The following is a 25,324-nucleotide window of genomic DNA, read 5'->3' on the forward strand; positions in this document are numbered from 1 at the left end:
ACGGATTGACTGCCTATGACGTTGTTCCAACGCCCGCGACTCTCTCGCCGACACTGTCTCGGTGGTTCCATATCGCGGATCCGGGATGCTGCGCGCATCAGCACCTGGAGTTGCGGGTTCCCAGATTAAATATCGGCTCGCGGTGAGCTTAATACGCAAATCGTCTTCCTAATCGCGTATCAAATATTTTACTAGATTATCTCAATCGATTAAAATTCGATCGCTTTGGCCAACCTTGGGCCGAGCGTTCCAGTAATGCAAAACGACGAGGGGCAGGTTTTTTCACCAGCACCACAGTTACAAGCGGTAGTCTCCGTCACCACCAAATGGGTGCGGATGTTAATATTTCGGTAAATTCGGATTCGACAAACATCTTCTTCGGCGACGCGGCGGATAGTTTCTTCAATTTCGCCAGGGGAGGGAACGATAAATTCACGGCCGCTCCGAATTCCATAAACATCTTTTACGGCGATGCTGGAATAAATCTTCAGGGACACTCTACCGGCGGTAGCGACACGTTTCTCACGACGGCAACATCGGATAGCGACACCTTTTATGGTGATGCCGGCAACGACATGCTTGCGCATTCCCACGGAGGCGACGATCACTTCGTGGTAACGTCGGCCTCTAGCTTTGGTAGCTCCGATGAGATGTACGGAGACGCTGCCGGCGATATGTCGGGGTTTGCGTCAGGTGGAAATGATACGTTCCAAGGCTCGGCGGCTGCGCTAAACCTAACGTTCTATGGTGATGCTGGGAAACATATGAGCGGCCACGCTCAGGGGGGCAACGACGCCGTCACAGACTCGAGCAATGCGCTCCAAAACATCGTATATGGTGACGCGGGCCTCGATATGTCCGGCCATGCTGCAGGTGGCGACGACACGCTGACAGCGAGCGGCAGTCGCGCGACCAGTTTTTTCTGGGGTGACGCTGGCGGGAGCATGAGCGACCAGTCGGTGGGTGGCAACGACGCATTCACGACGAGTGCGATGAATGCACTTAATATCTTCTACGGTAACGCCGGCGGCGACATGTCCGCGCACGCCCACGGCGGCAATGACACGTTCAGAGAGACAGGTTTTTTGGCGCGGGATACGTTCTATGGTGACACGGCCGGCAACATGGTCGACCATGCGACTGGGGGCGATGACAGTTTCTTCGGCGGCCCGCAATCTGTGTCCACGTTTTATGGCGATGCCGGCAAAGATATGAGCGGCAACGCAGCCGGAGGGAACGACATCTTCGTCGGCGGCGTTCTCGGCACCAATGAGGTTTACGGCGACGCGCTATCGATGTCTGGAAATGCCCATGGTGGCGACGACAGACTTGTTGGCAGCGATGGGCCGCCCGCACCTGCCGGGATCTATCGGAGCGTTCTCGTCGGGGATGCTAAAACCATGTCAGATGACGCGCGCGGAGGAAATGACACGCTGATCAGCGGCTCTGGAAACGACGACATTTGGGGTGATGCCCAGACGATGATTGGAAACGCCAGAGGTGGAAACGACACCTTTGTCTTCAAATTCAACAGTGGTCACGACACGATCGAGGATTTCGGCCAAGGCGTCCGCGGGCAGTCGGGATCAAATTGGGGCATCGACCATATTGACGTTTCCGCGCTGGGTATTCATGACCTCAGTCAGCTCAATATCTCTACATTCGATGCCGTGAGCCATCAAAGTGTCATTACGTTCGCCTCGGGAAGTGACGTTCTGGTGCACTGCCAGGTTGCGCTCACAGCCCAGGATTTTCTGTTCGCATAGGTGGGGCGTTCCTCGTTGGACAAGTCGCTCGGTCGATTTTGACGCTCGTTCTGGATGGACTGAACGGGTGGTCGCGATTGTCGAGCCGATTGCAGAGCTTGCCCATTCAGGGGCAGTTTCCTTTCCGGAACGCTCCTGATTGCGCCGCTCTGCAGAAGGCGCCGTAGGTAGAAGCCTTATCCACGGTCACCTGTTGCTCATGCGGCCAGCCGCGTTATTGCTGGAATTCGTCGATTTGGCCCACATGACCCTGGAGTTCACGCGCCCGCGCGGGCGAGAGCTTGCACAAGGCACCCCAAATCATACGGCCGCGTAACCGGGGTCGTCCCCGCGCGCGAACGGTCACATCTCGGGCGATTTCATTCTCCTTGTTTTTCATTGGCCATGCGCTGAGATCCGCGGCAATATGCAGTATAAAGTGCGTTGATTTAACCTATTGCATAATTTGAAGATGCGCCCTGATTTTTCGGTGATTATTCCGACCTTTCGTAGGCCTGGCGAACTGGTCGAATCTATCGCCAGTGCTCTCGGGCAGCGCGAGGTCTCCGTCGAGATACTCGTAATAGATGACAGCCCAGAAGGATCGGCAGAAGTCATTGCTCGAAGCTTCCAAGATCCCCGCGTAATCTACGTGAAGAACCCGAGCCCCACCGGGGGCGTCCCGAGTGTGGTCCGCAACCTCGGGTGGCCGTTGGCACGAGGTGAATTCATCCACTTCCTCGACGACGACGACATCGTCGTCGATGGGCACTACGCCGCAGCGAAAGCCGCATTTGCGACCGATCCCTCGATCGGCCTCGTCTTTGGGCGTATAGAGCCTTTCGCGCAGCGGCCCTCGGAACAGCTCGATCATGAGCAGCAGTATTTTGCTGAAGCTGCCCGTAAGGCGGCCCTGAGTCGGCGATTTGGTCCTCGTTTGGCTTTCGTTGGACGCATGCTGTTTGACAATGCGCTCCTCGTCTGCAGTTCGTCGATCATCAGGCGCGAATGCGTTGAGATGATAGGGGGGTTCGATCCATCTATACGCTTAATGGAGGATGCGGATTTCCACGTTCGTGCGATGCGCGCATTCGGCGTTCGCTTCCTAGAACGTACGGCAGTTCGTTATCGTGTCGGGGGACCCTCGCTCATGCATTCCCCGAACCCGACAACAGAGCAACGAAAGAGCGAGCTGTTTGGGCGTCGGCAGATGCAGGCCAGTTATCGAAGGCATTACGGACCAATAGAATTTTATGCGTTAGCACTTTTCGCGCGCACGATACTCCTGTTCTTCTAGTCGCCTCTTTCGACTTCGTTGCAGACTGGACGGTCTCGAAGTCAATGAGTACGTGCGACAGCACCGCGTTGAGGGAAGGCTGTGGATGTATGCGCAGGCGGTTCTGGAGAGGCTTCGTAGGGGCGTCAGGAATTCGCAGCGGTAGGTCGCCGTTGCTCGGCGCAACAGTCGCCCAGATATGTTGCCACGACATCGACGATGGCTTTTACAGACGGCATCGCCATCATGTCGACATGTCCTCCAGGAACGACGTGAATCTTCACGCCCCCCAATGCACAGATCGACCAGCCCATTGAAGGATCGTCCTGGTGCTCTGCGCCCCTCGCTTCTACCCGAAAGCAGACCACGCTTTTCGGATATGGCCTAGGCTTGTATGCATTCCAAGCCCTCAAGAATCCCGGATCGTTGGACCTCACAATGGTCGGCAGCGCTGTTCCTGTCATCCGTACCACCATCTTGATCAACGGCAGGAAAGGTTTGGACATGCGAGAGACAACGAACGCGAGGCCGCGTTCAGCGAAGGCCTTGAAGTCTCCGCTAAGCAAATGATCGCAATATCGCTTGAGCCGGTCGAGCAGGTAGCGTCTGCGATACTGTGTCGTCTCGGACAGAGAGAGATTGGCAAGCTGCGCGGGATTTGGCGCGTCCAGCAACAGGACCGCACGCACGTCTTGACCTTCCTTCACCAATCGGGTGGCCAGCTCGTACGCCAGGAGGCCCCCGAAAGAATAGCCGCAAAGAACGTAGGAGCCGCTCTTCACAAGAGAACCGAGGACTTCCCAATAGAATGTCGCAAGCTCCTCTATCGTGAAACCGCTCGCCTGATTGCATAGCCAGCCCAAATCGATCCCATAGACTGAATGGTCTTCCGGCAATGCTGCGGCCATCTCACGGAAGATCTGAACGTTGCCGCCGGATCCGGGAAAGCAGATGAGAGAGTGGCCTATTCCTCCGCTGCGGAATTGAACGACGTGGGAAAATTTGTTCGCTTCAGCGGAAGAAAAAAGGTGACTGGTTGCCATTATTATAAAATCGCCAGCTGATTGCGGCCTCAATTGAGGCGGAAGTCTTCAAGTGAAGTAATAGCTCTCGTCTCGAGAACATACTCTCTTGAGATTTTGTATAGCACTGTAGATTCCTCGGCTACGCCGAACAACAAGGCGTGTCTTGATCTGCCCACCAAAGCTGCTGAGGAACCGTGCCGTTCCAACCGAATAGACGCCGTCGAGGTCCAGCACAGTACCGAGGCCGTGTGCTTCCTTTATTGCGGTCCAAAGCAGAAGGCTGATCGCGCCGTAGTCCGCGGAGGTCGAACGGGTTGACAGGAGATAGTACATGGTTCCGTGACCCCATACGAGGTAGGCCATTGCGACCGGCGTGCCATCGTGATCAAAGGCGCCGAGAAGCGTTGCGCATCCGCGAGAGCGGCATTCAGTATAAAGGGCTGTGAAGTTCCTGAAATCTATTCGATTGTTTTGGCCGGCAGCTTTTGTGTTCGCTTGATAAAAATTGACAAAGTTGTCCGGGATCTCGACGGTCTTGACCGAATATCGCTCTTCGGCGCGCCGGATCGGCTGACGCGTCTTTTGAGACATTTCCGCCCAGACAACGCTTAAATCCTTACGGCAATCCACTTCAAACGTGTACTGAGTCGAGACTGCAAAACGGCGTTCTTGAAAAGCTAGACCATCGACACTCGCTAGTCCGTCGTCGACAGACGTGTCTAGATGCTGGTGAAAAAAGGAGTTGGGTGGCAATTGGTCGATGAGCGAACGTACAATAGCTGAGCGCCGGCGCAGTCGAGTTTCCAACTTGCCGGTTCCCGCGTCCACGATGGGGCCTAATATATGCGTAAACGACGGCATTCGAACAACGTTGAAAGGGCCACGTCGCCTCACGACGTAAGGCAGGCGGCCGACGATTTCGGTGCCATTCTTGCTGGTTGTTTCTTGGTAATCACCATTCGATGCCGCGGCCAACCACCAAGGCTCATGAAATAATAACTGCTGCACTATAAACTTCGTCGGAAAGAGAATATCTTATTCAAAGAGACAACAAATATTACAATTCGTTGCAGGTCCGATGTCAATCGTCTAGTGGGTAGTACTATCGTGTAAGTAAGTTTTTTAAGACGTGCCACTACTGAATCGACTTGAACTTCGCGGATTGATCGTTAACGGGCCGCGGCTGCGTGTCACACTCTCACCGGAGTCGGGTCACACTTAGTTGATGACCCTTCTAGTCCGGCGGAACTCATTCAGAGTTGTCGATGCTGAGGCGCGTGGTCCAGAATCCTCTTGATTTCAATAGGATCGAGATGCAACTCGGCTGCTTTGCCCCGCCACTGGCGCGCAGGTGGCCCATTACGTGTTGCCGATTGCTTGAGCTGAGCAGCTTGACCGCGGACTCTATGTCGATGTTGGCCGCGGTGAAGTGTGTGTGCATCGGGAATGGATGAGGTCCGAGGGCAGGCTTAACCTCCGATCGGTGATGTGACGGACGTCCCAGCCGGGCACTTGGCGCCGGCCGGTCCTTCCGCGGCATGTTGCCACGGGGGTGCGACAAAGAATCGGTTAAGGTTGCAGTTTACCTGAAAGAGACTGCGGCCTGGATTTATGCTCGTCCAATGAGTGGCGGCCCATTTTGTCGAGACTCCCAGAGTTCCATTTGAATTTGGAGCCGATAAGGACGGACGGCCAAGCGACACGTCCGACTTCCTTGCGCATTCTGCACTATATGGGAACGAACTTCGGGATGACCGGGGTGGAGACTTTCATCCTCCAGCTCTGCGCCGCGCAGAAGCGAGCTGGCCACGAGCCATCGATTGCACTCGACTTGTTTAGCCGAGAGGAGGTTCGAGCCACTGCGCAACGCGGCGGCATTGCGATCCACGATCTCGCCGATCCACCTGGCTTCGGTTCTATGCCCCAAGCGACGCAACGGACGAAAGATGTCCGTGGGCGGTTGGCAAAGCTCTGGCTTCGCGTTGGGCGCGTACGGCGGCTACGTCGGTTGTTGCGCGAGGTTGACGTGATTCATATCCATGCTGTCGGCATATCATGCATCGATGGATTTCTTGCGCGCGCTATGTCTCTGGGCAAGGCGCTGATCGTAACCCATCACGCAACAATTACCTGGTTCGCGCCGTATCGTAGTCTCGTCTCCGACTTGACTTTCTGGCTTGAGAAACGGCTCTCCAACCGCGTAGTGATGCCCTATGCCGCCGCTCTCGCCGAACTGGTGGCGAACGGCATTCCCAAATCGCGCGCAATGGTGATTCCCTTCTGCGTAGATCAGGAGCTATTTTCCGGGCACGCGTCCATTCCGGCGGCCGGGATGTTAACAATCGTCATGTCGGCACGGATGTTTGCTGGTAAGGGGCACCTGGAACTCTTGTCGCCGGTTGCCACACTCATGCCCCGATACCCCGGCTTGCGCGCCGTCCTGATCGGAGATGGTCCGAACCGGCCTGAGGTCGAAGCTTTGATCGAGCGGCTCGATCTACGCGAGGTCGTCGAGTGTGTAGGGCGAGTAGACCACGGCGACGTTCCGGCCATCATGCGGCGGGGGCATGTTATTGCTCTTCCGAGCTACATGGAGGGTGAAATGTTTCCCTTGTGCTTGATGGAAGGTATGGCACTTGGGCTGCCTGCGATCGCAACCAGACTGGCCGGGATCCCCGACATCATTGTGGATGGCGAGACCGGAATCCTTGTAGAGCCGCGCAACGAGGCGGCTTTGGTTCGCGCAATCGAGCTGTTTCTTTCTGATCGCGCTTTCTATGCTCAGGCGGCCGTGAACGCCACAGCTCGCTTTCAGTCGCGCTTCAGTGCGGCAGCAGTCGCCCAAGTCTATCTTGAACAGTACGAAGACGCCTTACTCAACCTCACCAGTCGCGCGTTGCTAACGTGAATTAGTTTCAGGCCGATGCGATCGTCCCGCCAAGCCTTGATTCGGCGCGACTTACCCTGTCTCTTTTAACTGCAATGGTCTGGGCTATACATACGGGCATCAAAGTCAGGTCTCGGGGCCTTGATGTCCACGGGAACTCCCGTAATGTCCCGCGCAGAGCTGCGCGTAACGTGTCTAACCGGCCTTCCTCGATGTGCATGGGTCATGTGGGCTAAAACGAGGCGGGTGGATTTGATTAGCAATGGCGATCTGCAAGGCAAGCGAAATGCGGACTTTCGGAATTTGGGTGTGTGGATTGTCTGCCAGTGGAATTGTTGGAGGTGTTATCGGAGGAGTATTGGACGAACCCTACGGCTTTGACCGAGGAACTCTTGGCGTGTTCGCTGGAATGTTTGCATTCGCGTGCGTGCGCCTTTGGTTCGGGCCGCAGGGCCAAAAATCGAGTCGCGAGCCCAATCGCTGAGTATTTTCCGCCGCTGAATTAGACGAGTTTCATACACGCCGGCGCATCATCGAAATCAGGCAACATCAGCAAGACATTCCGAAATCGTAACGCGCGCGGACCTAGTCGTTGCTCTCCAAGTGAAATGCTGGTTTCAACTGAAATTGTCGATGCATGCGAACTGCTTGTGAGAACCCAAACCTAAGATATCGCCGAGCGATTCCGCGATCACCGAAGGAATATCTGGATTTTTGAACGATACTGAGAATGCGAAGTCGGGCTTGTCTTCGTTCCACTGGAACGACGCTTTCCGGTTCTGTGTATCTTCGCTGATCAGAGCGGGCATGACTGGCTTGCAACAGCCAATTTTGGCGCGTTAGATTTGGATTGGCAACACGCCGAGCGCCTGGCGTTTCTTTGAAGGTAGGTTTGATGATCGTCCTGATGATCAGAATGATTGAAAAATCCATCGCGACGAGAGGGCTCCTACCTACGCTTGTCTACGCAGTGCGATGGCCGTTAGTTGTCTATGGTGAGCGCCAACGCTTGTTGGAACGAAATGCACTACAGGCGCAATTTGACGAGAGGCACGGGACTGACACAGCCGGTGTAATTCCGCTCAGTACATTTTCCATTCAGGATCCTGTCTGGGTGCATGGTGTCAGGTATGCTCCAACAAGCCAGGAAGGATTCGACCGTTCGCTGTCGATGCTAGAGCTCGATAGCGAACGATACAAAGAATTCGCCTTTGTCGACATAGGTTCGGGCAAAGGCGCCACCTTGCTGTACGCGTCGACCTTGGGATTCAGGACTGTGTACGGCGTCGAACTGGTGAAGGAGCTCCACGAAATTGCCGCCAAGAATATATCGCTTTATCCCCCAGCCCGTAAGATCGGCCAATCCATATGCGCGAGCGCCACGGATTTCAAAATGCCGGAACCGCCATTAATCGTTTTTGCAAATTACCCGTTTTCGTCGGAGGATCTGATGGACAAAGTCGTACGAAATATCGCGACAAGCGGTGGGGGGCCCAAGTATTTTGTCGCTGATAATTTCCCCTACGATCCAGCGAAGTTGCCCGGCGCGCAACTTCGTTTGATCGGACGTTTGCGAGCGGAGACCGGGAACTCAAATTACGCGTTTGAGGTGCTATAGCTCCAATGACGCGATGCCTTGGCAAATGCCTCGCGTAAGCAGCCCACATTTTCTGCTTCGAACAACGTCTCGTGAGACCCTTGGATCTCGTAGATGACAAGAGCTGGACAACGGGATCGCCACATTGCATCGCTGGCCGCGTTACCACGTGTTCGAAGCAACGCCGCCCGAATCGAGAGGGGGGAGGGGGCTTCGTCTATTTTGGCGAGCCAAGGAATGCACTCGCGGGCCATCATGCGAATATCCAGCTCTCGCTTCAAAATCGGATCAATTTCAAGAACGCGCACTGCCCAGCCCAATCCAGACGCCCTTCTGAGTAGAGCGGGTAACATATTTCCTGTCGCGCGAAGCACTGCTCGCCAGAGTTTTGAGCGGCACAATATATGCAAATCGCCAAATCTCCGACGTCCGATGGTCTCGACAAATTCTGTTAGCGCACGATTTCTCCAGCCTGGAGTTGGAGCAGCCGTAGCGACCATAAAAGAGTCGATCGCACACAGGCCTTCGATCTGTCGCCCTCGTGCCTGGAGATCGAGAGCTATGAGATAACCAAAATGTCCACCCATGGAGATGCCGACGATCCGAATGGGGCCCGATGGGACGCGGGATTCTATTTCAGCGGACAAATCCGATATCAGAAGTTCAGGCTTGAACTGTGGGCTCACGTATCGCTTCCAACCGGGATAGTCGATCGTTTCGAAGCTCGTTTGGTCTTCGGGATCAGTTCTCAGTTGGGAAACGTCTGGAAAGCCTCCCCCGGAGCCAGCTAGGAACACCGTGCTTGTCATGAGATCGCCGACGCCTGCGCCTGGACTGGCACTGACAGTCCTGAGGCTAAACGTGAGGTTAGGGTGCGCGCGGTGAAGTCTGCGCCAACTACGAAGCGGAACAGGGGGCCGAAGCTCATCGAGGACGCAGGCCCAATGAAATAGAGCCCCGGGATTGAGGAGCAGAAAAAGCGGTCGAGCCGCGGACGACGATGTACACGCTGAATCTTGCTCCTGAGGTGCGTATCCAGGAATTGCAGACGTTGCGCATCAATATCGTAACCGCTCCCGGCAACGACGTGATCGAATTTCAGTTCGCGATTGCGCGCACCTGCTCGATCCGTCAACTGAAGTGCCACCTGACTGCCAACCTCTCGTGCCTTGATCACCGTCGTTGCCAAGTGAATGGGCACGCGGCCCTCGACGCGGTCCCGGAGCCACCAAGCTCCCTCGGGAGGAAGATAGTTTCTGGTCAGCCACAGCCGGCCTTCATCCGGAAGTCGGTGCAGCGCGCCCGGAAAATTGACCAGAGCCCATGCCTTTGGCCCTAGCCCAAGCCCCGAGATGGGTTTGCGTATTCGATCCCACGAACTGCGATTTGGAAATACTCTGGTATGCCACCGGATTTCGTCTTCACGCACCAGTAGTTCCGGCGAGGCGCCCGCTTCGTGTAGCAACGCCGCCGCTTCCAGCGCGGACTGGCCTGCTCCGATCACGGCGACATGCTGACCGGAAAACCCCTCAAATCGATCGATTTCAGCCGTATGACAAGTAAGATGCGGAGGCAGCGAAGCCAATACTGATGGCATGCTCGCATAGTGAGAAAGGCCGGTTGCGACCACAACGTGAGCCGCGATCGTGCGCTCCCCACTGGATAGAGTGACCGCAAAGCGATCTGCCTGCCTCTCGACACTTACGACTTCCGCTCGCTCGACCCATGGCACATTGTGTCGCTGGAACCAGTTTCCATAGTTCGCAAAGTTTGCCATGGAGCAAGGGTCAAACGTCTCCAAACCGCGTGGCACGTTGTAGTCGACGAGAGTGAAACCTGGTTCCGGCGACGACAGATTGGTTGCAAAACAAAACGACTTTAAGAAACGCTCGCCGGCGGCATCAGCAATTCGCGACCAGAACTGCATTGGTTCGCCAAAAATGCGGTGATCGATCTTCCGCGCTCCCAAATGAGCGGCGAGCGAAAGCCCGTACGGTCCCGCGCCTACGATGACTATGTTGTTTGTGCTCAATTTTGCGTCTTTGCGGCGGCCGAGGCAGGCAGTTTTCGAACTCGCTTTGTGGAACGCAGAAAACGGGGCATCGCTCGTAAGCCCCGACATATCTCGGAAATGATATGAATAGCTCCAGGCCACCGGTCTCGGCTGTCAGCAGCAAAGTCTACTGCGCGGCGGTTGCGATCCTGCCACGCTTTCCAATATATTCGATCCCCTGGCGACATGCGCAGTGTGAGGAGTCGCGTCAGTAGCAAGGCTTTGAGGGTGAATCGATCGTAAAAGGCGACCTCCGGCTCGCTCTTGATCGCATTCGCCTCTTGAACCATTTTATTGAGCGCGGCTGCATCCTCGATCGCATCAAGATAGGCAAATAGCGGCACCGGCGATCCACGGTGGATATCGAGCCCAACCTGACTGAACAAACGGGGATTGAAATCGATAACATTCCAGCGCCCTTCGAACCAAAGCACCTCGACTTCGAAAATACCAAAATAATTCAGCTCTTGGCACAGCCGGTGCACCTCGTCGGATAGCGAGGTGTTTGCCGGACGAGACTCGAAGCAGATTCCGACCCCGACCGGTTGGGAACGTTGCAGCGCTTTGACCGCATGTCGCGTCACGAAGAGCTCGGCGGTGCGATCGATAAAGCCACTAATAGAATGAACGCTCTGACGCGCCTCCCCGACAAAGCGCTGTAGAATAACATTCGCTTCCGCAAGGAGTCGGTTCGCTCGGCGCTTATCGTCCTCGATGAAGGCACGATAGTACTGCTTCAACTCGTCTTCTGAGTAGGCAACTTTCCCCTTATCATCACGGCTTCGATGGACTTGAGTACGCGGCTTGATGAGTATGGGATAAGGAAGCGTCGGCGCCAGCGCGATCAACTCGTCTATGTTTTGGGGATACCAGCTTGGCAAGACAGACATCCCGGCAGCTGTGGCAGCCTCGGCGAGAAGTTTCTTGTCGAGGATCCTGCGCATCGTCTGCGCCGATGGCTGATAGAGCCGGAAATAGGGCGCGAGCTGGGTCTGGTTTTCGGCGTACAGCCAAGCCGTATGATCTGAAGTCGCCAGTAGAACATGGCCGGGGTCGGCTTTTCCTATGCTGAGCAGTTGCTGTAGAAAGCGCTGTTCGTTCAATTCGGAAGCAATCGAATATGATCTTGATGCGTACCGGGACCAAGCAGCCGCAGAAAATACCCGACTTGATAAAGTTCGGACATCAAGTCCGGCGGCACCGAGATTGCGGACGGCGGCGATAGTACCACCCGCGGCAGCAGACGCGAGAAATACTGCGATCTTTGACTTTACCAGCACTTATTGGGTGCCTAATTTACTAAAACGACTTAGCGTCCGTCGATTTGTGGTCATTCAGTAGTAACAATGCTTCATTTTGCTCGGTTGTTCAATATTCCAATTCTAATAGCGTTGCAGCAAGCTGCAAGAGCCTTTTCACTAGGTCGCGTGGGCGGAGACGATGATGGATCCTTTGGACGAGGATGCGCGCGCTTTGATTGATCAGGCTTGGCGGCATCTGGGCCAGCCGGCGCTGAGCGATTTTGAACGAAAATAAGGCTTTCTAATTCGGCTCAGCGTCGATAATATTGGCGCAATCATCAAAATTATCTCGGACCATACAGGCCTTGTAGCCTGGGGGCTCTGGATCAGATTTTTCCGCGTATTGGCTTGATCTGCCAAACGTATTATAATTGCTATATTTTTAGCGCAATCATCGTATTAAAATGCGGTTAGTTGGTTTTCTCTTGATCGCGGTCGGGGCCGCGCTGTGCGTTTCGATTGTTTGGGCGGCCATCGGCTTTTTAGCCATGGCGCTTGGTTTGATCTGCGTCCAAATTCCAACCAGGCGCGCCCCGATATCGGGCAGTACATCCCGATCGACTGCGGTTGCGCCCGCTTCAGTCGAGCAGATTCCAGCTTCGCCAAGTCCGACACGCGCCATCGCTGCTGCGGACAGCGGTACTCAGGGGGACGAACTGGCCTGGAATGACTTGCTTGATCGAGATGAAGACCTGGCTAACGTCGAACGTCTTCTATCACGTTACGGAGCGATTTACGTAGATCATTTCCGCAAGCTCTACGGCATCTTTAATTCGAAAGCGCTTCTTCCGTCGATTTTGAAGTTGATAGTCGAATCTGCGAGGCACAACGCGGTGGTGAGCGCAAACGTCCTAGGCGAAACCCCAGTCTTGGAAGGGCAAAAATTCGAAAATGTCGCTTCTTTGCGAACCGAGCAGCCAATCGCGGTTGCAGATTCAATAGCAGCTCCGTTCTCGCTCCAGAGCTCGGTCGTACCTCATGGCGACAAGTCTTTCTGCTCAGGTGATCTGCCTACAGATGTCGAGCCGCTGAAAATGACGAATGAAGTTACGGCGACTGTTGATCCCCAAGACCTCGTTAACTTCACCAGCATCTTCGACAAGTTGAATCGAAGCTCGAAATGAAACTTTATCGGCGCATCTGCCGGGGGCGGGCTCTCATGCCGTAAGGCGAGGATACTCGCGATCCGGCTTCGGGCACTCCGTCGATCGCGTGCGGGAAGGATTCCGTAAGCAGACAGCAGGCTCGACGCTGCGCAGCGTTAGTCCAAGGGGCGATTCTGCCTTGGAACAGCAGAAGTGCTCGGATGTGCTCATTAGGTCGCAAAATCGAGACTTGTGCGGATCTCTCTTCACGACGATCTAGTCGGCCGACGGCACTTGCCAGCCGAGTTGGTCTGCCTGGCAGTTACGTGCCGTTGGTATGCTCCGCGTAGAAAAGGGACGCAACAACGGTTCGCGAGGCCAATTACGGAAGCGCACGATGCCGGAGACCAAGCGGAAGCCGAACGGCGTATCAGTCGTCGAAACCCGGAATGAATAGTCGCGGCCTGACCTGACATCACAGCGCCGATTCATCGCGAAGCTGCCTTATCGGAGCTGTCCCGGGCAATTGAGCTAGAGTGATGATGCTAAGAGCTGCCCCATCGATGATGAGCCAGGCTTCTCTGTACTTGCACTTCGTCGGCGCTGCTGCTTTGGGATCTTAGCTTCTGCCAGCGCAACGATACGGCGGAGCCTTTGAATTTCTCGCAAGAGTTCTTTCAATTCCCGGTTCTGCTCAGAGAGAAGGCGCAGGCGTGAGTTATCAAAGCTCATTGAAACCCCACAAAATACAATCGTACAAAATACTTAACAAAATACTTAGGTGACAATCATACCGGAACGTTTTGATGGCAGAAATAGCTTGCGCAAAATTTAATGAAGATGAACGTTGGATTCCGATCCGCGGACCAGTTGAGGCGCATAAGGAATGTCACTTAACCTCGCCTGTCAAGCCTAATTTCGTATCCCGGTTGCGCGGCTTAGCGGGGCCCGTTACGTTTCGTTCACCGGACATTGCCCATCGTCTCCTCCGGACCAACCTCTAACAAGCCGGCGATCGATTATACTCCGCTCCTCCGGCTTTATATCAGTTGAACAAGGTGGAGTCGCTCCGTGTGGCCGTACGGGATTGCAGCGCTGTGCATGGTCCTCTTCATTGTCGGGGTGTTTTTATTCCTGATCGTGAGTTTTGATTTCCCCGAGGAACCTCGGCTTTAGTCATGCGAGTTCGCCAAAGCGGCCTTCATCGAGTTGAGCTTTGGCAGTTCGTCTGCTTCATCGTCGCGTGGCCAAAACTGTCGATCCGGCAATCCGCGCAGATTGCCAACGGTCCGAAACAACCTGAAGGCGATTCGCGATAGGCCTCAAACCGCTCGTCGGGGTCCTTGCGATCCGCCGGTCTTTGCAGTTGAATACGGGCGTTTTAACTGTTGGTTTAACTGCTTATTATTGATTTCAATACCAGGAGGCCGATAGTGGTTGAGGACATTTTTGCCCAATTGGCCGCCATTCGGCAAGCTCTTGACGAGGAGTTGACAAATGAGTCCCACACGACGTCTAGGGTCGCAATTGGCGTCGCCCAACCTCTGGTCAGCAAAAGCCATGAGATCGAAGCAGAGGATGGACTGACGAAGCGGAACGCCCTTTGTCCGTGCGGCTCGGGCAGGCGGTTTAAGCATTGCCATGGCCAACACCGAACTGTGTCGCATATGGAGGAACGGCCGCCGCCTCGGCGCGAGATCACATTCAGCACGTCCATTGAAGGCCGCTCACCAGGCGTGTCAGACCAGAGGGACGCCGACAGTCGTGAATCGCTCCAGGTAACGCAGAACTCGGGAGAAGATGCACCGGAGCTTCCTGAACAAGAGGTCGGGCGTCGGCGGGAGCCAGAAGCGGCTCCGAGTAAACGTAAAGTGTCCAGTGCAATGGAGATGATCGTCGCTGGTCATGTGAAGGTGAAAAACCGCCGCGCTCTGGCGGATCTCCTCGCTCACCGGCGCAAGGTGCTATACGAGCTTCAGGTGGTCTCGGGAATCAGTCCTGCAAACGTGGTTCGAACCATCTTGGAGGAGATTGCCTGCATCGAGGCGGGGCTTGAGGAGCTTAAGCGGCCATCTGGTACGCTGCCGGAGAATGAGTGGACGTAGGATTGTCGGAGGGAGACTTCTATTTTCTGCGCCGACAGTCGCGGCCGTTGAAGATGCGCGCGGTGCGAACCCCGTCGGCCTGTCCCTACCGTCGCTGAAACGGCTTGATCGAATTGCTTCCTTTTGCGAACGGCGGTATTTAAGGGCAATGCTAGGAAGATTCATTGCAGTGGCTGCTTGGCTGGTATTTGGACTGATTGTGTTTGCGACATTGTCTCCCATCGGCCTTCGTCCCGAGACAGGACATGTTCGAATTGAGCGTTTCGCGGCGTACGCCTTGCTTGGTGCCTTGTTTGTAGCCGCTTACCCTCACCACTTTACTCGTACAATGTCTCTCGTCTTGGCTGCAGCCATCTTGCTAGAAGTGTTGCAACACCTTACGCCTGATCGTCATGGACATCTGATCGACGCGATGGAGAAATTCATGGGCGGCGTTGCTGGATGCAGTTTTACCCGGCTCACGCAGATCTTGAGTCGGAAGCTCTGACGATAGCTGAGCAGCACTCAGTCGTGTCCTGGTAGGGTTCTCCCGAGGGATTAATCTAGAGAATTGAAGTTAATCCGATGATAGAATTGAAGCCGTAGGTCGCATCGGGTTACTGTTTCCAAAAGCGGGCGTCTGCAGCGCAGTTTCTAACCAGGGCAAACAGGGATTTTCATGCGCATCGCGATGATCGGAACGGGCTATGTCGGACTGGTGTCCGGAGCCTGCTTTGCGGATTTCGGTCACGACGTCACCTGCGTCGACAAGGACGAGAAGAAGATCGCGGCACTCCATCGCGGCGAGATTCCGATCTACGAGCCGGGCCTGGACGAGCTGGTTGCAACCAATGTCAAGGCCAAGCGGCTCGACTTCACCACCGACCTGTCCAAGCCGGTCGCCGATGCTGATGCCGTGTTCATCGCGGTCGGCACACCGTCGCGTCGCGGCGATGGCCATGCCGATCTCTCCTACGTCTACGCCGCCGCGAAGGAGATCGCGCATTCGCTGTCCGGCTTCACCGTCGTGGTGACGAAATCGACCGTGCCGGTCGGCACCGGTGACGAGGTCGAGCGCATCATCCGCGAGGCCAATCCCAAGGCGGACGTGGTGGTGGCCTCGAACCCCGAGTTCCTGCGCGAGGGTGCGGCGATCCGCGACTTCAAGTTCCCCGATCGCGTCGTCGTCGGCACGTCCGACGAACGCGGCCGCAAGGTGATGGGCGATATCTACCGCCCGCTATCGCTGAACCAGGCGCCGCTGATGTTCACCGCGCGCCGCACCGCCGAGATGATCAAATACGCTGCCAACGCGTTCCTCGCGACCAAGATCACCTTCATCAACGAGATCGCGGATCTCTCCGAAAAGGTCGGCGCCAACGTGCAGGAGGTCGCACGCGGCATCGGCCTGGACAACCGCATCGGCACAAAATTCCTGCATGCCGGTCCGGGCTTCGGCGGCTCCTGCTTCCCGAAGGACACCAAGGCGCTGATCAAGATCGCGCAGGACTACGACGTCTCCTTGCGCATCGTCGAATCTGTGCTCGCGGTCAACGAGAACCGCAAGCGCGCGATGGCACGGAAAGTGAGCCAGGCGCTCGGCGGCTCGCTGCGTGGCAAGACCATCGCCGTGCTCGGCCTCACCTTCAAGCCTGACACTGACGACATGCGCGACGCGCCCTCGATCCCGCTGGTCACCGGCCTCCTGGACATGGGCGCAAAGGTGAAGGCGTTCGATCCGGTCGGCATGGAGCAGGCCAAGAGCGAGCTTCCGAGCATCACTTACTCTGAGGATGCGTACTCCTGTGCTGAAGGCGCCGATGCGCTGGTCGTGGTCACCGAATGGGTGCAGTTCCGTGGTCTCGATCTCGACCGGCTGAAGAGCGTCATGGCGCAGCCCGTCGTCGTCGACCTCCGCAACATCTTCAGCCCTGAAGACATGGCAGCGGCCGGCATCATCTACAAGAGCGTCGGGCGGTCGCAGGCGCAGGGCTGATATAGTGCAATGCTGGTCATGAGGCTTTGAGGCTGGGTCCGATCCGATCACTCTTATCTGCTTCCAAGTGAAAGGACGATTGGGGTCTTCAGGCGTTTCTTTGAACCAGAAGCCGCGGTGGACCAACTAACAGACGACGGCCCAGATATGGATTGGGCCCTTATGTCGCCGGGAGGATGAGCTGACCATCCAAGAGCATGAGGTAAAGATGGTGCCACCAAACAGGCGGGTCATAACCGCCTGCTATCTGGGTCTAGTTGGCGTAGCGACTCTGGGATGGCTTTATGCGATCGTACGGGGCACGGTGGTCATCGCTGAATGGCTGCTCGGCAAGGCGCTCGCCTAGAGCAGCACTTGGCAGCACTTGATTGCAGCGCAAGCTATCATGACCCAGAGCGCAGCTGCGATCTGCAGTGTCGTGGACATCATTTCCACCTATGGCCGTAAGGCCGCCACTTTTACACGATTCGCTATCTGGTTCCATTCCGGAACTCTAAGATTGAGCCGTTTATTTCCGCCAGATGCTATCTGTCCGCACTACCGATGGAAACGGTGGAGAGCGGGCGCGATCCGCTCTCTGAGTTGCCATTCGCGAGAGCGATTTCGCGCGAAGTGGTTGCCGGTTCGCACAAAGAAAACGTTCTGAAACGCAGATATCGGCCCGGTTCGAGTTCCATTGGAATGGGAGAAGTTCTGGAGCCGAAGCGACGCGGTGCACAATTCAAACAGGATGGTGGTCGGTTGGTTTATCATCAGCTGGCGGAAACGGGCCCCACGCAAGCCTCGCTCTTATGAGAAGGTGCGGCCCCGGCCGCGCGAGTTGAGGGAATTGGCGTTCGCGCTGCTCTGCGCGAAATTGTCGTTGTGTGGCAAAAAGCCGCTCTTCTTTTCGGCCGCTGCCACTGCAGATCGTAGAGCCTGAAGCTCGGCCATTGCATCTCGAATTTCCCGATCTGATAGCCTGTTTGGTTTCGTGCGAAAGGGAAGTTTCATTGGACACCGTTCCAAGTTGAGCGAGGATGACCTTCGCGCGGTGTGACCGGACGGCGCAACTGAACTCCAAAATTAAGCTTGAGTGGTATCGTTACCCGGGTTGAGCCGGCAGGAGCGGCTAGAACTACGCTGCGGGGCTTTTTGCGGCCGGGCAGCTGCGGGAGCTGCACCTCGAGCCAAAGGCGAAGGCTCTCAACGATTGGCCTGGCGAGTGCGCGCCGCGTGGCCAGCCGATGCGCCGGCGATTGACCACGCACCTGCGCTTCGACGGCATAGAGGCTAGCGATGCGACGCAGGGCCTCGTGCGCGATGGGCGTGTCCTCGGCTTGCGCAACCTCGTAGAACTTGCGCCTGGTGTGCGCCCAACATTCAGCCAGAGTGATGGTTCCGGCGGTGGTCAGCCGCTCGAATCCCGCGTAACCGTCGACGTGCAGAACGCCCTTGAAGTGCGTCAGATGCGCCGCCGGGCGCTCGGCTTTCCGGTCGGGCGCGAATACATAAACCGCAGCCGGCGGCTCGGGTCCGGCCCAGCTGCGTTGATCGCGGGCATACACCCGCAGCCTTCCGGTCTTCGTGCGGCCTCGACCCGGATCGAGCACAGGGATTGGAGTATCGTCGGCAAACAGGTGGTCCGACGCAAAGATGTGCTTGCACAGCCGGTCGTGCAGGGCCCCAAACCACCAGCACGCGCCGCCAACCCATCCGGCGAGTGTCGAGCGTTCCAGTTCGACGCCATGACGGGCAAAAATCTGCGCCTGCCGATAGAGAGGTGTGTGGTCGCAGTATTTGCTGACCAGCACCTGCGCGAGCAGGGCTGGCGTGGCCAAACCGCCGGCGATCGGTCGCTCAAGCGCCGGAGCCTGGATGATCGTTCCGCAGCTGCGGCAGGCATATTTCGGGCGGCAGACGCGCACCACGCGCAATTGCGCTGGCACCCAGTCCAGCATCTCGCTGACGCTCTCACCAATTGCATGCAGTGCGCCGCCGCAGCACGCACAGTTTGCGCTATCGACGTTGAGTACGATCTGTTCGCGCGGCAGATGGTCCGGCAGCGGCTTGCGCTTCGGCTGCGGCTTCTGTGTTGGCGCAGACGTCTCCACCGAGGTCTGATCCGTCTCGACAGCCGACAGATCGATGTCCAGGTCTTCAAGCCCAAGGGCGAGTTGATCGGCGTCGAGACGCTCGGAACGACGCCCAAATTGTGCGCGCTGAAGCTGTTTGATGATCGCCTGAAGACGTTGGATCTGGCCGTTCCGATGCACAATGACCGAGGCAATGTCGCGCACCAGGCGATGCAGAAGCGCAGTATCCGACGGCAGATTTTCGAGGTCGAGCTGCATGACCGATTCTACTCGGGCATGCTGATTCGACGAAGCGGATTCCCTATATTTGATGTTGGTTTTTGCAATTCAGCCCGCGATGGACGGGCGCCATCGACGCTCGGGTGTGCGCCAGTCGATGCCTTCGATCAGCATGGCAAGCTGCGCCGGGGACAGCATCACCGTGCCGCCGGGATCGCTCATTCTCGGCCAGATGAAGCCGCCTTGATCGAGCCTCTTGCTGAACAGGCAAAGCCCATTGCCGTCCCAGAACAGGATCTTCAACGTGCTCGCCTTCTTGCCTCGGAAGGCAAACAAGTGGCCGGAGAATGGATCCTTCTTGAGGTGCTCCTGAACGAGCGCGGCGAGGCCATCCAGGCCCTTCCGCATGTCGGTATACCCCACAGCCAGATGTACCTTCACGCCGGCCGGCGCGATCATCATCGTGCTATCTCCCGATCGATCATGTGGCTGAAGCCGTGTTGTACCCGCCAGCGGAACAACATGCTGGTGAATGCCGTTGCGCCGACAAACCTCGGCGGCGGTGGCGCCGGGGAGCTCAGACTCAGTCACAATGGCGAGCTTTTCCTCGTCAGTGATGGTCGGACGCGAACACATTCTTGGACAGCCGTTCGTGCAACGCGTCGAGCCACCAGCATGCACCGCCGACCCAACCAGCGAGCGTCGAACGGCGGAGATCGACAACGCCGAAACGTGTTCTCGGTGAGACGCTGCTGACGACAATATTTGCGGATCCCGAGACCGCTTCGGCGCCATGCTTCGACGTGCAGCGACCACCACTCGCGTCGCGCCTTGTTCTGGAAGTGTTTCGGTCCCACCGGAGAATCTCCACAGCAGCAGAGAACCCGAAATGGAACGACATCACACGAGGAGGAAGGTGTGCAGGAACCGGACGGTTACGCACGACAGCAGGACGGCTCTTCAAATCGGGCTTCGAGAAAGCGGCGCACGGGGATAGCCCCCTGCTGGCCGAATCCAGAGCCTGGTGCAACGAATTAGGTGGTCGTTGCCACAAAGGAGAGCTCCGATGACACTTTACGTTGGATTGGACGTCGGTCTTGAGGAAACCAATGTTTGCATCGTGGACAGCGCGGGTGCCACGGTTCGCGAGGTCAAGGTTAGCACGGAGCCGGAGGCGATCCGCTGCGCTCTTGAGGGCTCCGCGGATCGCCTCGATCGCGTAGGCGTTGAGGCGTCGTCGCTGGGCATCTGGTTGTACCGCGAACTGCAGCCGCTTGGGGTACCGATCATCGTTGTTGAGGCCCGCCATATGCGCGTTTCGCTCTCCACGATGCGTAACAAAACCGACCGCAATGATGCACGTGGCATCGCGCAGATGATGCGATTGGGCTGGTACCGCGCGGTCCATGTCAAGAATATCGACATGCAGAAGATGCGCTCGCTGCTGGCCAACAGGAAGCTCCTCAAGCGCAAATTGATCGATATCGAGAACCACGTTCGTGGCACGCTCAGGGCCTACGGCTTGCTGATGGGAGCCGTCGGCCGCGGGGGCTACGAAGCACGGGTCCGCGAGTTACTCGAGCACAGCGATCCGGTTTTTTCCATGATGATTGAAGCCATGCTGGACGTGCGGCGAGCAGTCTTCGAGGGCTACGAAAGATTGCATAAAGTGCTCCTGCAGGTGGTCCAGCATGATGCGGTTTGTCGTCGTTTGATGACCGTACCCGGCGTCGGTCCCGTTGCTGCGCTTTCGTTCAAGGTCGGTGTCGATGACCCTCGGCGGTTCGCGCGATCTCGAACGGTTGGAGCGCATTTTGGTCTGACGCCGAGGCGACACCAGTCGGGAACATCCATCGATTATGAAGGTCGCATCAGCAAGCACGGCGACGTCGCCGTTCGGGAGGCGTTGTGCGAGGCTGCCGCAAGCCTGCTGCTGCGGGTCAGGAAATGGTCCGCATTGCGTGCATGGGGCCTGCGGATAGCCAAACGGTCGAGCATGTTGTGCGCGATCGTCGCGGTCGCGCGCAAGCTCGCCGGTATCCTGCATCGGATGTGGGTCAACGAGACCGACTTCCATGTCGGATTCGGCGCCAAGGTGACGCAGCGACTGCGATTGAAGTCGGCGCAGTAATTGCTGCGGGCATTACGAGGGATTGGCGCTGGTGCTGCATCCAGCATGTTGAAGAGGAGCAAAGATTAGAGATCCGCGCGCGCGGTGAGCGTCCCCTGGCGGGGCCGCGAAACGGGGAATGTCCGCTATCTCTTGCCTGCCACCGCCCTTCGGGGATGAGAGCGCCGGACTGCTTGGACAGCCCTGTTTACGAACCTGATGAAGAGCATGCGACAGCCCGGTGCTGAACGCGAAGGAACGCATGGACCCCGCCTGGAGAGTGCAAGTCGTGACCGTGCTGATGGCGAACGCTGCTCGCAATCGAAGCAGCGAGAAAGGAGCGCTGCTTGTTTGGAGAAATCGCAAAAAAGCGTAGGAGAGAGTTGACTTTGCACGCCCGATTAGGAAGGCGAGATAAAAGACGCTCGCCTGTCGAACCGCAAGCCATTGACATGGCTTGGGTCCTGGCGTGCCGATCGGTTGGGGCGCGTGCCGCGCCTTGGGTTTTGAACAATGCAATCAAGGGCATTTTCGACACTGTAGCTGCTTTAGCGCTGTTTGAGGCCCAGTGATGACCGGGGGCGACAGCGATCTGCGTATTCGGCCTGGGCGTATCCGCAGCACCCGTGCGCAAAAGCCGAAGAGCTTCATCAACCAGGTGCTACGCACCACGAAGAAAGCCGGGCATACCTCAGGTCAGGCTGCGGCGGGCCGGAGTTCCGCTGCGTATGGGCGCTCGACGTTTGGACGTGGCAGGCTCGCGTTTGGCCACAGCAGGTTGTTCAGCCCGACACGGCGCGTTGTGATGAAGGCGCGGGTCGTCCGTCATAAGGGACGTTCATTCCGCTCGGCGCCGCTGACTGCTCATCTTTCATACCTAAAGCGCGATGGGGTGACCCAAGACGGCGAGCGGGCCGAGATGTTCGATGTCGGCAGCGACCGTGCTGATGGTGCGGCCTTTGCGGAACGGTGTCTCACTGCATTGGAGTCCTACACCGGGCCCATGGAGGAGAAGAGGGCATGTCTTCGCGACATGGTGCGCCGCGGGCGCAACGTGCCCAGCGACGCCGAGTTGCTGAAGCGCGGCATGAAGGGCTTCGATACCGGCGGGCTGAAAAACAGCCTGGATGTGAAGATTGGCCTCGACGGCTTTCCCCACGGCACGAAGTTCTCGGCCGCGCCCCACGGCAGCATCTTCAAGGACGTTGCGCTCAACCGCGGCCGGCCGATGTCGCAGGCAAGCGAGACGTCCTAGATACCTGAGGAAGCTGGCGGGCGGGGGCGCTATGCCGCCGTACCAGCGGCAGTGATGGGCAACGCCATTAACGTTTTGCTAACCATAAAGGGCTGAGATGTTCCCGGCGGGAAACTGACGGCGGTCGCCGCGCGAGGACAGGAATGATCAAGCGCACGGTCTGCCTGCTGGTTATGGGGCTCATCCTGTCGGCATGTGCTGTTGGGCCGCTTCCGCAGCGGGGCGGTCCGATTGCGTGGGACGGGCTTGGCCGAGATCCCAATTTGCCGGCGCCGCTTCATCGCCAGCGCCTCGCAACAACGGCCCCCACAATCGATCCGACCGCGGGAGAGGATGCGCTGCTCGCCAGCCTGCCGCCCAAATCTTCAGAGTGGTTTGCCGCCCAGAGAAGGATAGACGCCGATCGCGACAAGCGGCTCGCGGCCAAGCTGGTCATCTGCCGCGGATGCTCGGAGCTGGCGAGCAAATCCGAGCCTTCGGCGGTCGCTCGTCCCAGCTGGATATCTGAAATTCGATAGCGCCGACGCGCTCTGGATAAAGTAAACCTACGCCAACGATTGCTCGTCACGTAGCTTTTGCCTCAGACGTTGCAGGCGATTCGCGGATCGCGTTCGTCGATCCGCGACCGAGCAGGCGGGCAAGCCTATCAGTCGGAACCCCGGGCGCCTTGAGAACGATCAGCTTGAGGTCATCTTTAGGGGTCCAGCGGTCAGTTCGCACATGTCACCTCCAGCTTCGAGATGCTTGGGCCATTCAATTTCAGTGCAGAAGAGACCGCGGCGATCGATCTCTTGGCGCAGCTGTTCAGCGCGCCGCCGCGCGGGCAAGCCCACAAGGCGGGTGCCGGCCGAAGCGTCGGCCATGACTTCCTTCCGGATCGAACCATACATCTTAACAATGAAGTGGTCGGAGAGGACGTCAAACTCGGTCATTTGCAGCGCTCTTGGCTAGGTAATGCTGGAGGTCCGGTCAGCCGCGCGGTTTTCGATTGCCGTTCGGTCGCTGATCCGTCTGAGGCTGCGGATGCGGCCTCTCGTTCAGCCTTGGCGACTTGCTTGCGGAGCGAGATTACATCCGCCATCAACTGCCGGAGCCGGGCATGTACGGCTGAGAGGGGCTCAGAGCTCATCTTGCGATCGCGCGAAACTGTGGGACTTGCGCTCTTTCGCCTCCATTCCGGCGCGCGCCATGCCGGTGATGACCAGCGCCAACAGGCAAATGTACGTGAGAGCAACGGAGGCTAATTTTCGCATGCAATAGGGGCCGCGCTTGTCGGAAGCAAAAGTCGACGCGCCAAGTATGGTGGCGCGCCGAATTCGCCACGGGGATCCCGGACGGGGCAATGTCCGGTGCGCTCAACTTAGCCGGCCTCGGCGCGCCAGCAATCGAACTCGCGAATTAAGCTTGATGTCGTGGCCGCCGGTTAATTCCGGAACCGCTGCGCGCCGCGGACTCGCGTCCCCTGGGCCTTCGCGGTATATGTTGTGCAACTGTGGGGAAACGTCATGAGCGACTGGAGGGTAGAACTTGAAGCGCTGCGGGCCCAGACCGACGCGTATGCACACGGTGTCGCTGGCAAGATTGTGAGCCCGCAGCACGCGCCGCCGACTGTCGTCGTCCAAACCTCCGTGCTCCGACCGATTGACTGGGGTGGGTCCGAGCGCGAAAAAATCGGCAAGCGCGTAGCGAACTTCCGAGCTCATCAACGCCGCTTAGCGCGCGAGCGGGAAGAATTTGCCTCTTCCACCATCGCAAAGCTACGTCGACGCGATCCTCAGTGAACAAGGCCGTTGCGAGGGCTAGTCGCGCGCGAACGCCGGTGTTGCGAAGAGCCTAGCTGAATGACCTGCTGATGTTGGACAGCATCATCGTCGCTGCGCGGAAGTAGCGGCCGCTGTTCAATTGCTTGTCCACGAAACGAAGCGCGAGGAGAGCAACAAGGGTAGCGATTGCAACTCTTATGAGGACTAAATCTAGCATCAAGTCCCGGTTAAGGTGATCGCGTCATGTGGGTCTGCATGCTTGACGCATCGTCGCAAATCGGAGACCGATCAGACCGGGCCATGGGCAACGGACGCAAGCAGGACGATCTCGCCGACTATTACCTTCGCGCCTCCGGCGTCGCCGCGATTTGGATCGACGAGGAGGGCCACATCGGCGCGGCCGACGTCGCAACGGTTGACGAGCATCCAAGCCGCATCAGCTATTGTTGTCTCCGCGGCGATCACTTCCGGCTCAGCTATCACCTTTACGAGTGGAAGCAATCCGCCTCGCCTGAAGTGCTCGCGCGCAAGCTCGACGAGATGGCCGCCGGTCTCGGCATCGGCATCACGAAACACATCACAGCCGTGCAGCGCGCCCGCGCTGCGGTCGCTGCGGTGGAGGATGCCTTCGAGTGCATGGCTGCGAGCGGCGAGATGCGAGATTGGAATGCCGCGTTCAAGGAGGCAGGGAGCGTCGAGCCTACGCTTCGATATCAGACCTTCATCGAGGCCAAAAAGGCCGCGATGCTTGAGGAACTGGCGCGGCGATCGAACGGGTGACTTTAAGATACCCATCCCGAGGGGGGGAGCTTGCGCGCCGGCGGGTAGCATGATCTCCTTCGCGCATTCTGAC

At 57.4% G+C, this 25,324-nt stretch carries 22 protein-coding genes and 2 pseudogenes; 13 read left to right on the forward strand and 11 right to left on the reverse strand.

Annotation, left to right across the window (positions count from 1 at the left end; genetic code table 11):
* The first annotated feature begins 326 nt into the window (after window positions 1-326).
* Together ACP2YP_RS14305 and ACP2YP_RS14310 are read left to right on the forward strand one after the other, a co-directional pair.
* A complete protein-coding gene (locus ACP2YP_RS14305) occupies window positions 327-1,766 on the forward strand; it encodes a calcium-binding protein (protein WP_426424857.1) in 1,440 nt (479 codons plus the stop codon).
* A gap of 436 nt (window positions 1,767-2,202) precedes the next feature.
* The gene (locus ACP2YP_RS14310) at window positions 2,203-3,042 is read left to right on the forward strand and encodes a glycosyltransferase family 2 protein (protein WP_426424858.1); all 840 of its coding nucleotides are present in this window, start codon (window positions 2,203-2,205) and stop codon (window positions 3,040-3,042) included.
* Window positions 3,043-3,167: 125 nt separating this feature from the next.
* Here the strand turns inward: ACP2YP_RS14310 and ACP2YP_RS14315 are convergent, their stop codons facing one another.
* Together ACP2YP_RS14315 and ACP2YP_RS14320 are read right to left on the reverse strand one after the other, a co-directional pair.
* Complete coding sequence (locus tag ACP2YP_RS14315) at window positions 3,168-4,064, reverse strand: alpha/beta fold hydrolase (RefSeq protein ID WP_426424860.1); 897 nt, start codon at window positions 4,062-4,064, stop codon at window positions 3,168-3,170.
* A 48-nt stretch (window positions 4,065-4,112) separates the two neighbouring features.
* Window positions 4,113-5,054 (reverse strand): GNAT family N-acetyltransferase, encoded by a 942-nt coding sequence (locus ACP2YP_RS14320; RefSeq protein WP_426424862.1) that lies wholly within the window; start codon window positions 5,052-5,054, stop codon window positions 4,113-4,115.
* Between the two features lie 742 nt (window positions 5,055-5,796).
* On the opposite strand from ACP2YP_RS14320, the gene ACP2YP_RS14325 reads away from it, so the two are divergent.
* Complete coding sequence (locus ACP2YP_RS14325; RefSeq protein WP_426424863.1) at window positions 5,797-6,954, forward strand: glycosyltransferase family 4 protein; 1,158 nt, start codon at window positions 5,797-5,799, stop codon at window positions 6,952-6,954.
* A 596-nt stretch (window positions 6,955-7,550) separates the two neighbouring features.
* On the opposite strand, the gene ACP2YP_RS14330 is transcribed toward ACP2YP_RS14325, so the two are convergent.
* Window positions 7,551-7,742, reverse strand: a complete 192-nt coding sequence (locus ACP2YP_RS14330) for a hypothetical protein (protein WP_426424865.1) — start codon at window positions 7,740-7,742, stop codon at window positions 7,551-7,553.
* 86 nt (window positions 7,743-7,828) lie between these two features.
* Here ACP2YP_RS14330 and ACP2YP_RS14335 point away from each other — a divergent pair, with 86 nt between their 5' ends.
* Window positions 7,829-8,551, forward strand: a complete 723-nt coding sequence (locus ACP2YP_RS14335; protein ID WP_426424866.1) for a hypothetical protein — start codon at window positions 7,829-7,831, stop codon at window positions 8,549-8,551.
* On the opposite strand, the gene ACP2YP_RS14340 is transcribed toward ACP2YP_RS14335, so the two are convergent.
* Genes ACP2YP_RS14340 through ACP2YP_RS14350 form a run of 3 tightly spaced genes read right to left on the reverse strand, consistent with a single transcriptional unit; the run spans window position 8,530 to window position 11,686 of the window.
* Window positions 8,530-9,339, reverse strand: coding sequence for a thioesterase domain-containing protein (locus tag ACP2YP_RS14340; protein ID WP_426424867.1), 810 nt, complete (start codon window positions 9,337-9,339; stop codon window positions 8,530-8,532). The genes ACP2YP_RS14335 and ACP2YP_RS14340 overlap by 22 nt on opposite strands.
* Window positions 9,336-10,562: an NAD(P)-binding domain-containing protein gene (locus ACP2YP_RS14345; RefSeq protein WP_426424868.1), complete on the reverse strand. Its 1,227-nt coding sequence runs from the start codon at window positions 10,560-10,562 to the stop codon at window positions 9,336-9,338. Before ACP2YP_RS14345 ends, ACP2YP_RS14340 begins: the two co-directional genes overlap by 4 nt.
* Window positions 10,559-11,686, reverse strand: a complete 1,128-nt coding sequence (locus ACP2YP_RS14350) for an ATP-grasp domain-containing protein (protein WP_426424869.1) — start codon at window positions 11,684-11,686, stop codon at window positions 10,559-10,561. Before ACP2YP_RS14350 ends, ACP2YP_RS14345 begins: the two co-directional genes overlap by 4 nt.
* A gap of 623 nt (window positions 11,687-12,309) precedes the next feature.
* On the opposite strand from ACP2YP_RS14350, the gene ACP2YP_RS14355 reads away from it, so the two are divergent.
* The 4 genes from ACP2YP_RS14355 (at window position 12,310) to ACP2YP_RS14370 (ending at window position 17,049) form a co-directional block, all read left to right on the forward strand.
* Window positions 12,310-13,008, forward strand: coding sequence for a hypothetical protein (locus ACP2YP_RS14355; protein ID WP_426424871.1), 699 nt, complete (start codon window positions 12,310-12,312; stop codon window positions 13,006-13,008).
* Window positions 13,009-14,402: 1,394 nt separating this feature from the next.
* Complete coding sequence (locus tag ACP2YP_RS14360) at window positions 14,403-15,074, forward strand: SEC-C domain-containing protein (protein WP_426424873.1); 672 nt, start codon at window positions 14,403-14,405, stop codon at window positions 15,072-15,074.
* 169 nt (window positions 15,075-15,243) lie between these two features.
* Window positions 15,244-15,561, forward strand: coding sequence for a hypothetical protein (locus tag ACP2YP_RS14365; RefSeq protein ID WP_426424874.1), 318 nt, complete (start codon window positions 15,244-15,246; stop codon window positions 15,559-15,561).
* Window positions 15,562-15,732: 171 nt separating this feature from the next.
* Entirely contained in the window at window positions 15,733-17,049 is a 1,317-nt protein-coding gene (locus tag ACP2YP_RS14370; protein WP_426424876.1) for a UDP-glucose dehydrogenase family protein, read from the forward strand.
* A gap of 789 nt (window positions 17,050-17,838) precedes the next feature.
* Here the strand turns inward: ACP2YP_RS14370 and ACP2YP_RS14375 are convergent.
* The 4 genes and pseudogenes from ACP2YP_RS14375 to ACP2YP_RS14390 all read right to left on the reverse strand — a co-directional run.
* Window positions 17,839-17,982: a hypothetical protein gene (locus ACP2YP_RS14375; protein ID WP_426424877.1), complete on the reverse strand. Its 144-nt coding sequence runs from the start codon at window positions 17,980-17,982 to the stop codon at window positions 17,839-17,841.
* A 56-nt stretch (window positions 17,983-18,038) separates the two neighbouring features.
* On the reverse strand, window positions 18,039-19,382 hold the full coding sequence (tnpC, locus tag ACP2YP_RS14380) for an IS66 family transposase (RefSeq protein WP_426424879.1): 1,344 nt from the start codon (window positions 19,380-19,382) through the stop codon (window positions 18,039-18,041).
* A gap of 69 nt (window positions 19,383-19,451) precedes the next feature.
* The gene (gene tnpB, locus ACP2YP_RS14385) at window positions 19,452-19,802 is read right to left on the reverse strand and encodes an IS66 family insertion sequence element accessory protein TnpB (RefSeq protein WP_426424880.1); all 351 of its coding nucleotides are present in this window, start codon (window positions 19,800-19,802) and stop codon (window positions 19,452-19,454) included.
* Window positions 19,803-20,116: 314 nt separating this feature from the next.
* Window positions 20,117-20,200: pseudogene (locus tag ACP2YP_RS14390) on the reverse strand (hypothetical protein); the annotation flags it as partial.
* A 209-nt stretch (window positions 20,201-20,409) separates the two neighbouring features.
* On the opposite strand from ACP2YP_RS14390, the gene ACP2YP_RS14395 reads away from it, so the two are divergent.
* The 3 genes and pseudogenes from ACP2YP_RS14395 to ACP2YP_RS14405 all read left to right on the forward strand — a co-directional run bounded on the left by ACP2YP_RS14395 (window position 20,410) and on the right by ACP2YP_RS14405 (window position 23,226).
* Complete coding sequence (locus tag ACP2YP_RS14395) at window positions 20,410-21,474, forward strand: IS110 family transposase (RefSeq protein ID WP_426420827.1); 1,065 nt, start codon at window positions 20,410-20,412, stop codon at window positions 21,472-21,474.
* Window positions 21,475-22,024: 550 nt separating this feature from the next.
* A pseudogene (locus tag ACP2YP_RS14400) lies at window positions 22,025-22,426 on the forward strand (type VI secretion protein); the annotation flags it as partial.
* Between the two features lie 425 nt (window positions 22,427-22,851).
* The gene (locus tag ACP2YP_RS14405) at window positions 22,852-23,226 is read left to right on the forward strand and encodes a hypothetical protein (RefSeq protein WP_426424881.1); all 375 of its coding nucleotides are present in this window, start codon (window positions 22,852-22,854) and stop codon (window positions 23,224-23,226) included.
* Between the two features lie 159 nt (window positions 23,227-23,385).
* Here ACP2YP_RS14405 and ACP2YP_RS14410 read toward each other — a convergent pair whose 3' ends face one another.
* A complete protein-coding gene (locus ACP2YP_RS14410) occupies window positions 23,386-23,640 on the reverse strand; it encodes a hypothetical protein (RefSeq protein WP_426424882.1) in 255 nt (84 codons plus the stop codon).
* A gap of 573 nt (window positions 23,641-24,213) precedes the next feature.
* On the opposite strand from ACP2YP_RS14410, the gene ACP2YP_RS14415 reads away from it, so the two are divergent.
* Window positions 24,214-24,489, forward strand: coding sequence for a hypothetical protein (locus ACP2YP_RS14415; RefSeq protein WP_426424883.1), 276 nt, complete (start codon window positions 24,214-24,216; stop codon window positions 24,487-24,489).
* A 282-nt stretch (window positions 24,490-24,771) separates the two neighbouring features.
* Window positions 24,772-25,251 (forward strand): hypothetical protein, encoded by a 480-nt coding sequence (locus tag ACP2YP_RS14420; RefSeq protein WP_426424884.1) that lies wholly within the window; start codon window positions 24,772-24,774, stop codon window positions 25,249-25,251.
* Window positions 25,252-25,324: the final 73 nt, after the last annotated feature.

The organism is Bradyrhizobium genosp. A (assembly GCF_049949275.1).
In the GTDB taxonomy this organism is placed as follows: domain Bacteria; phylum Pseudomonadota; class Alphaproteobacteria; order Rhizobiales; family Xanthobacteraceae; genus Bradyrhizobium.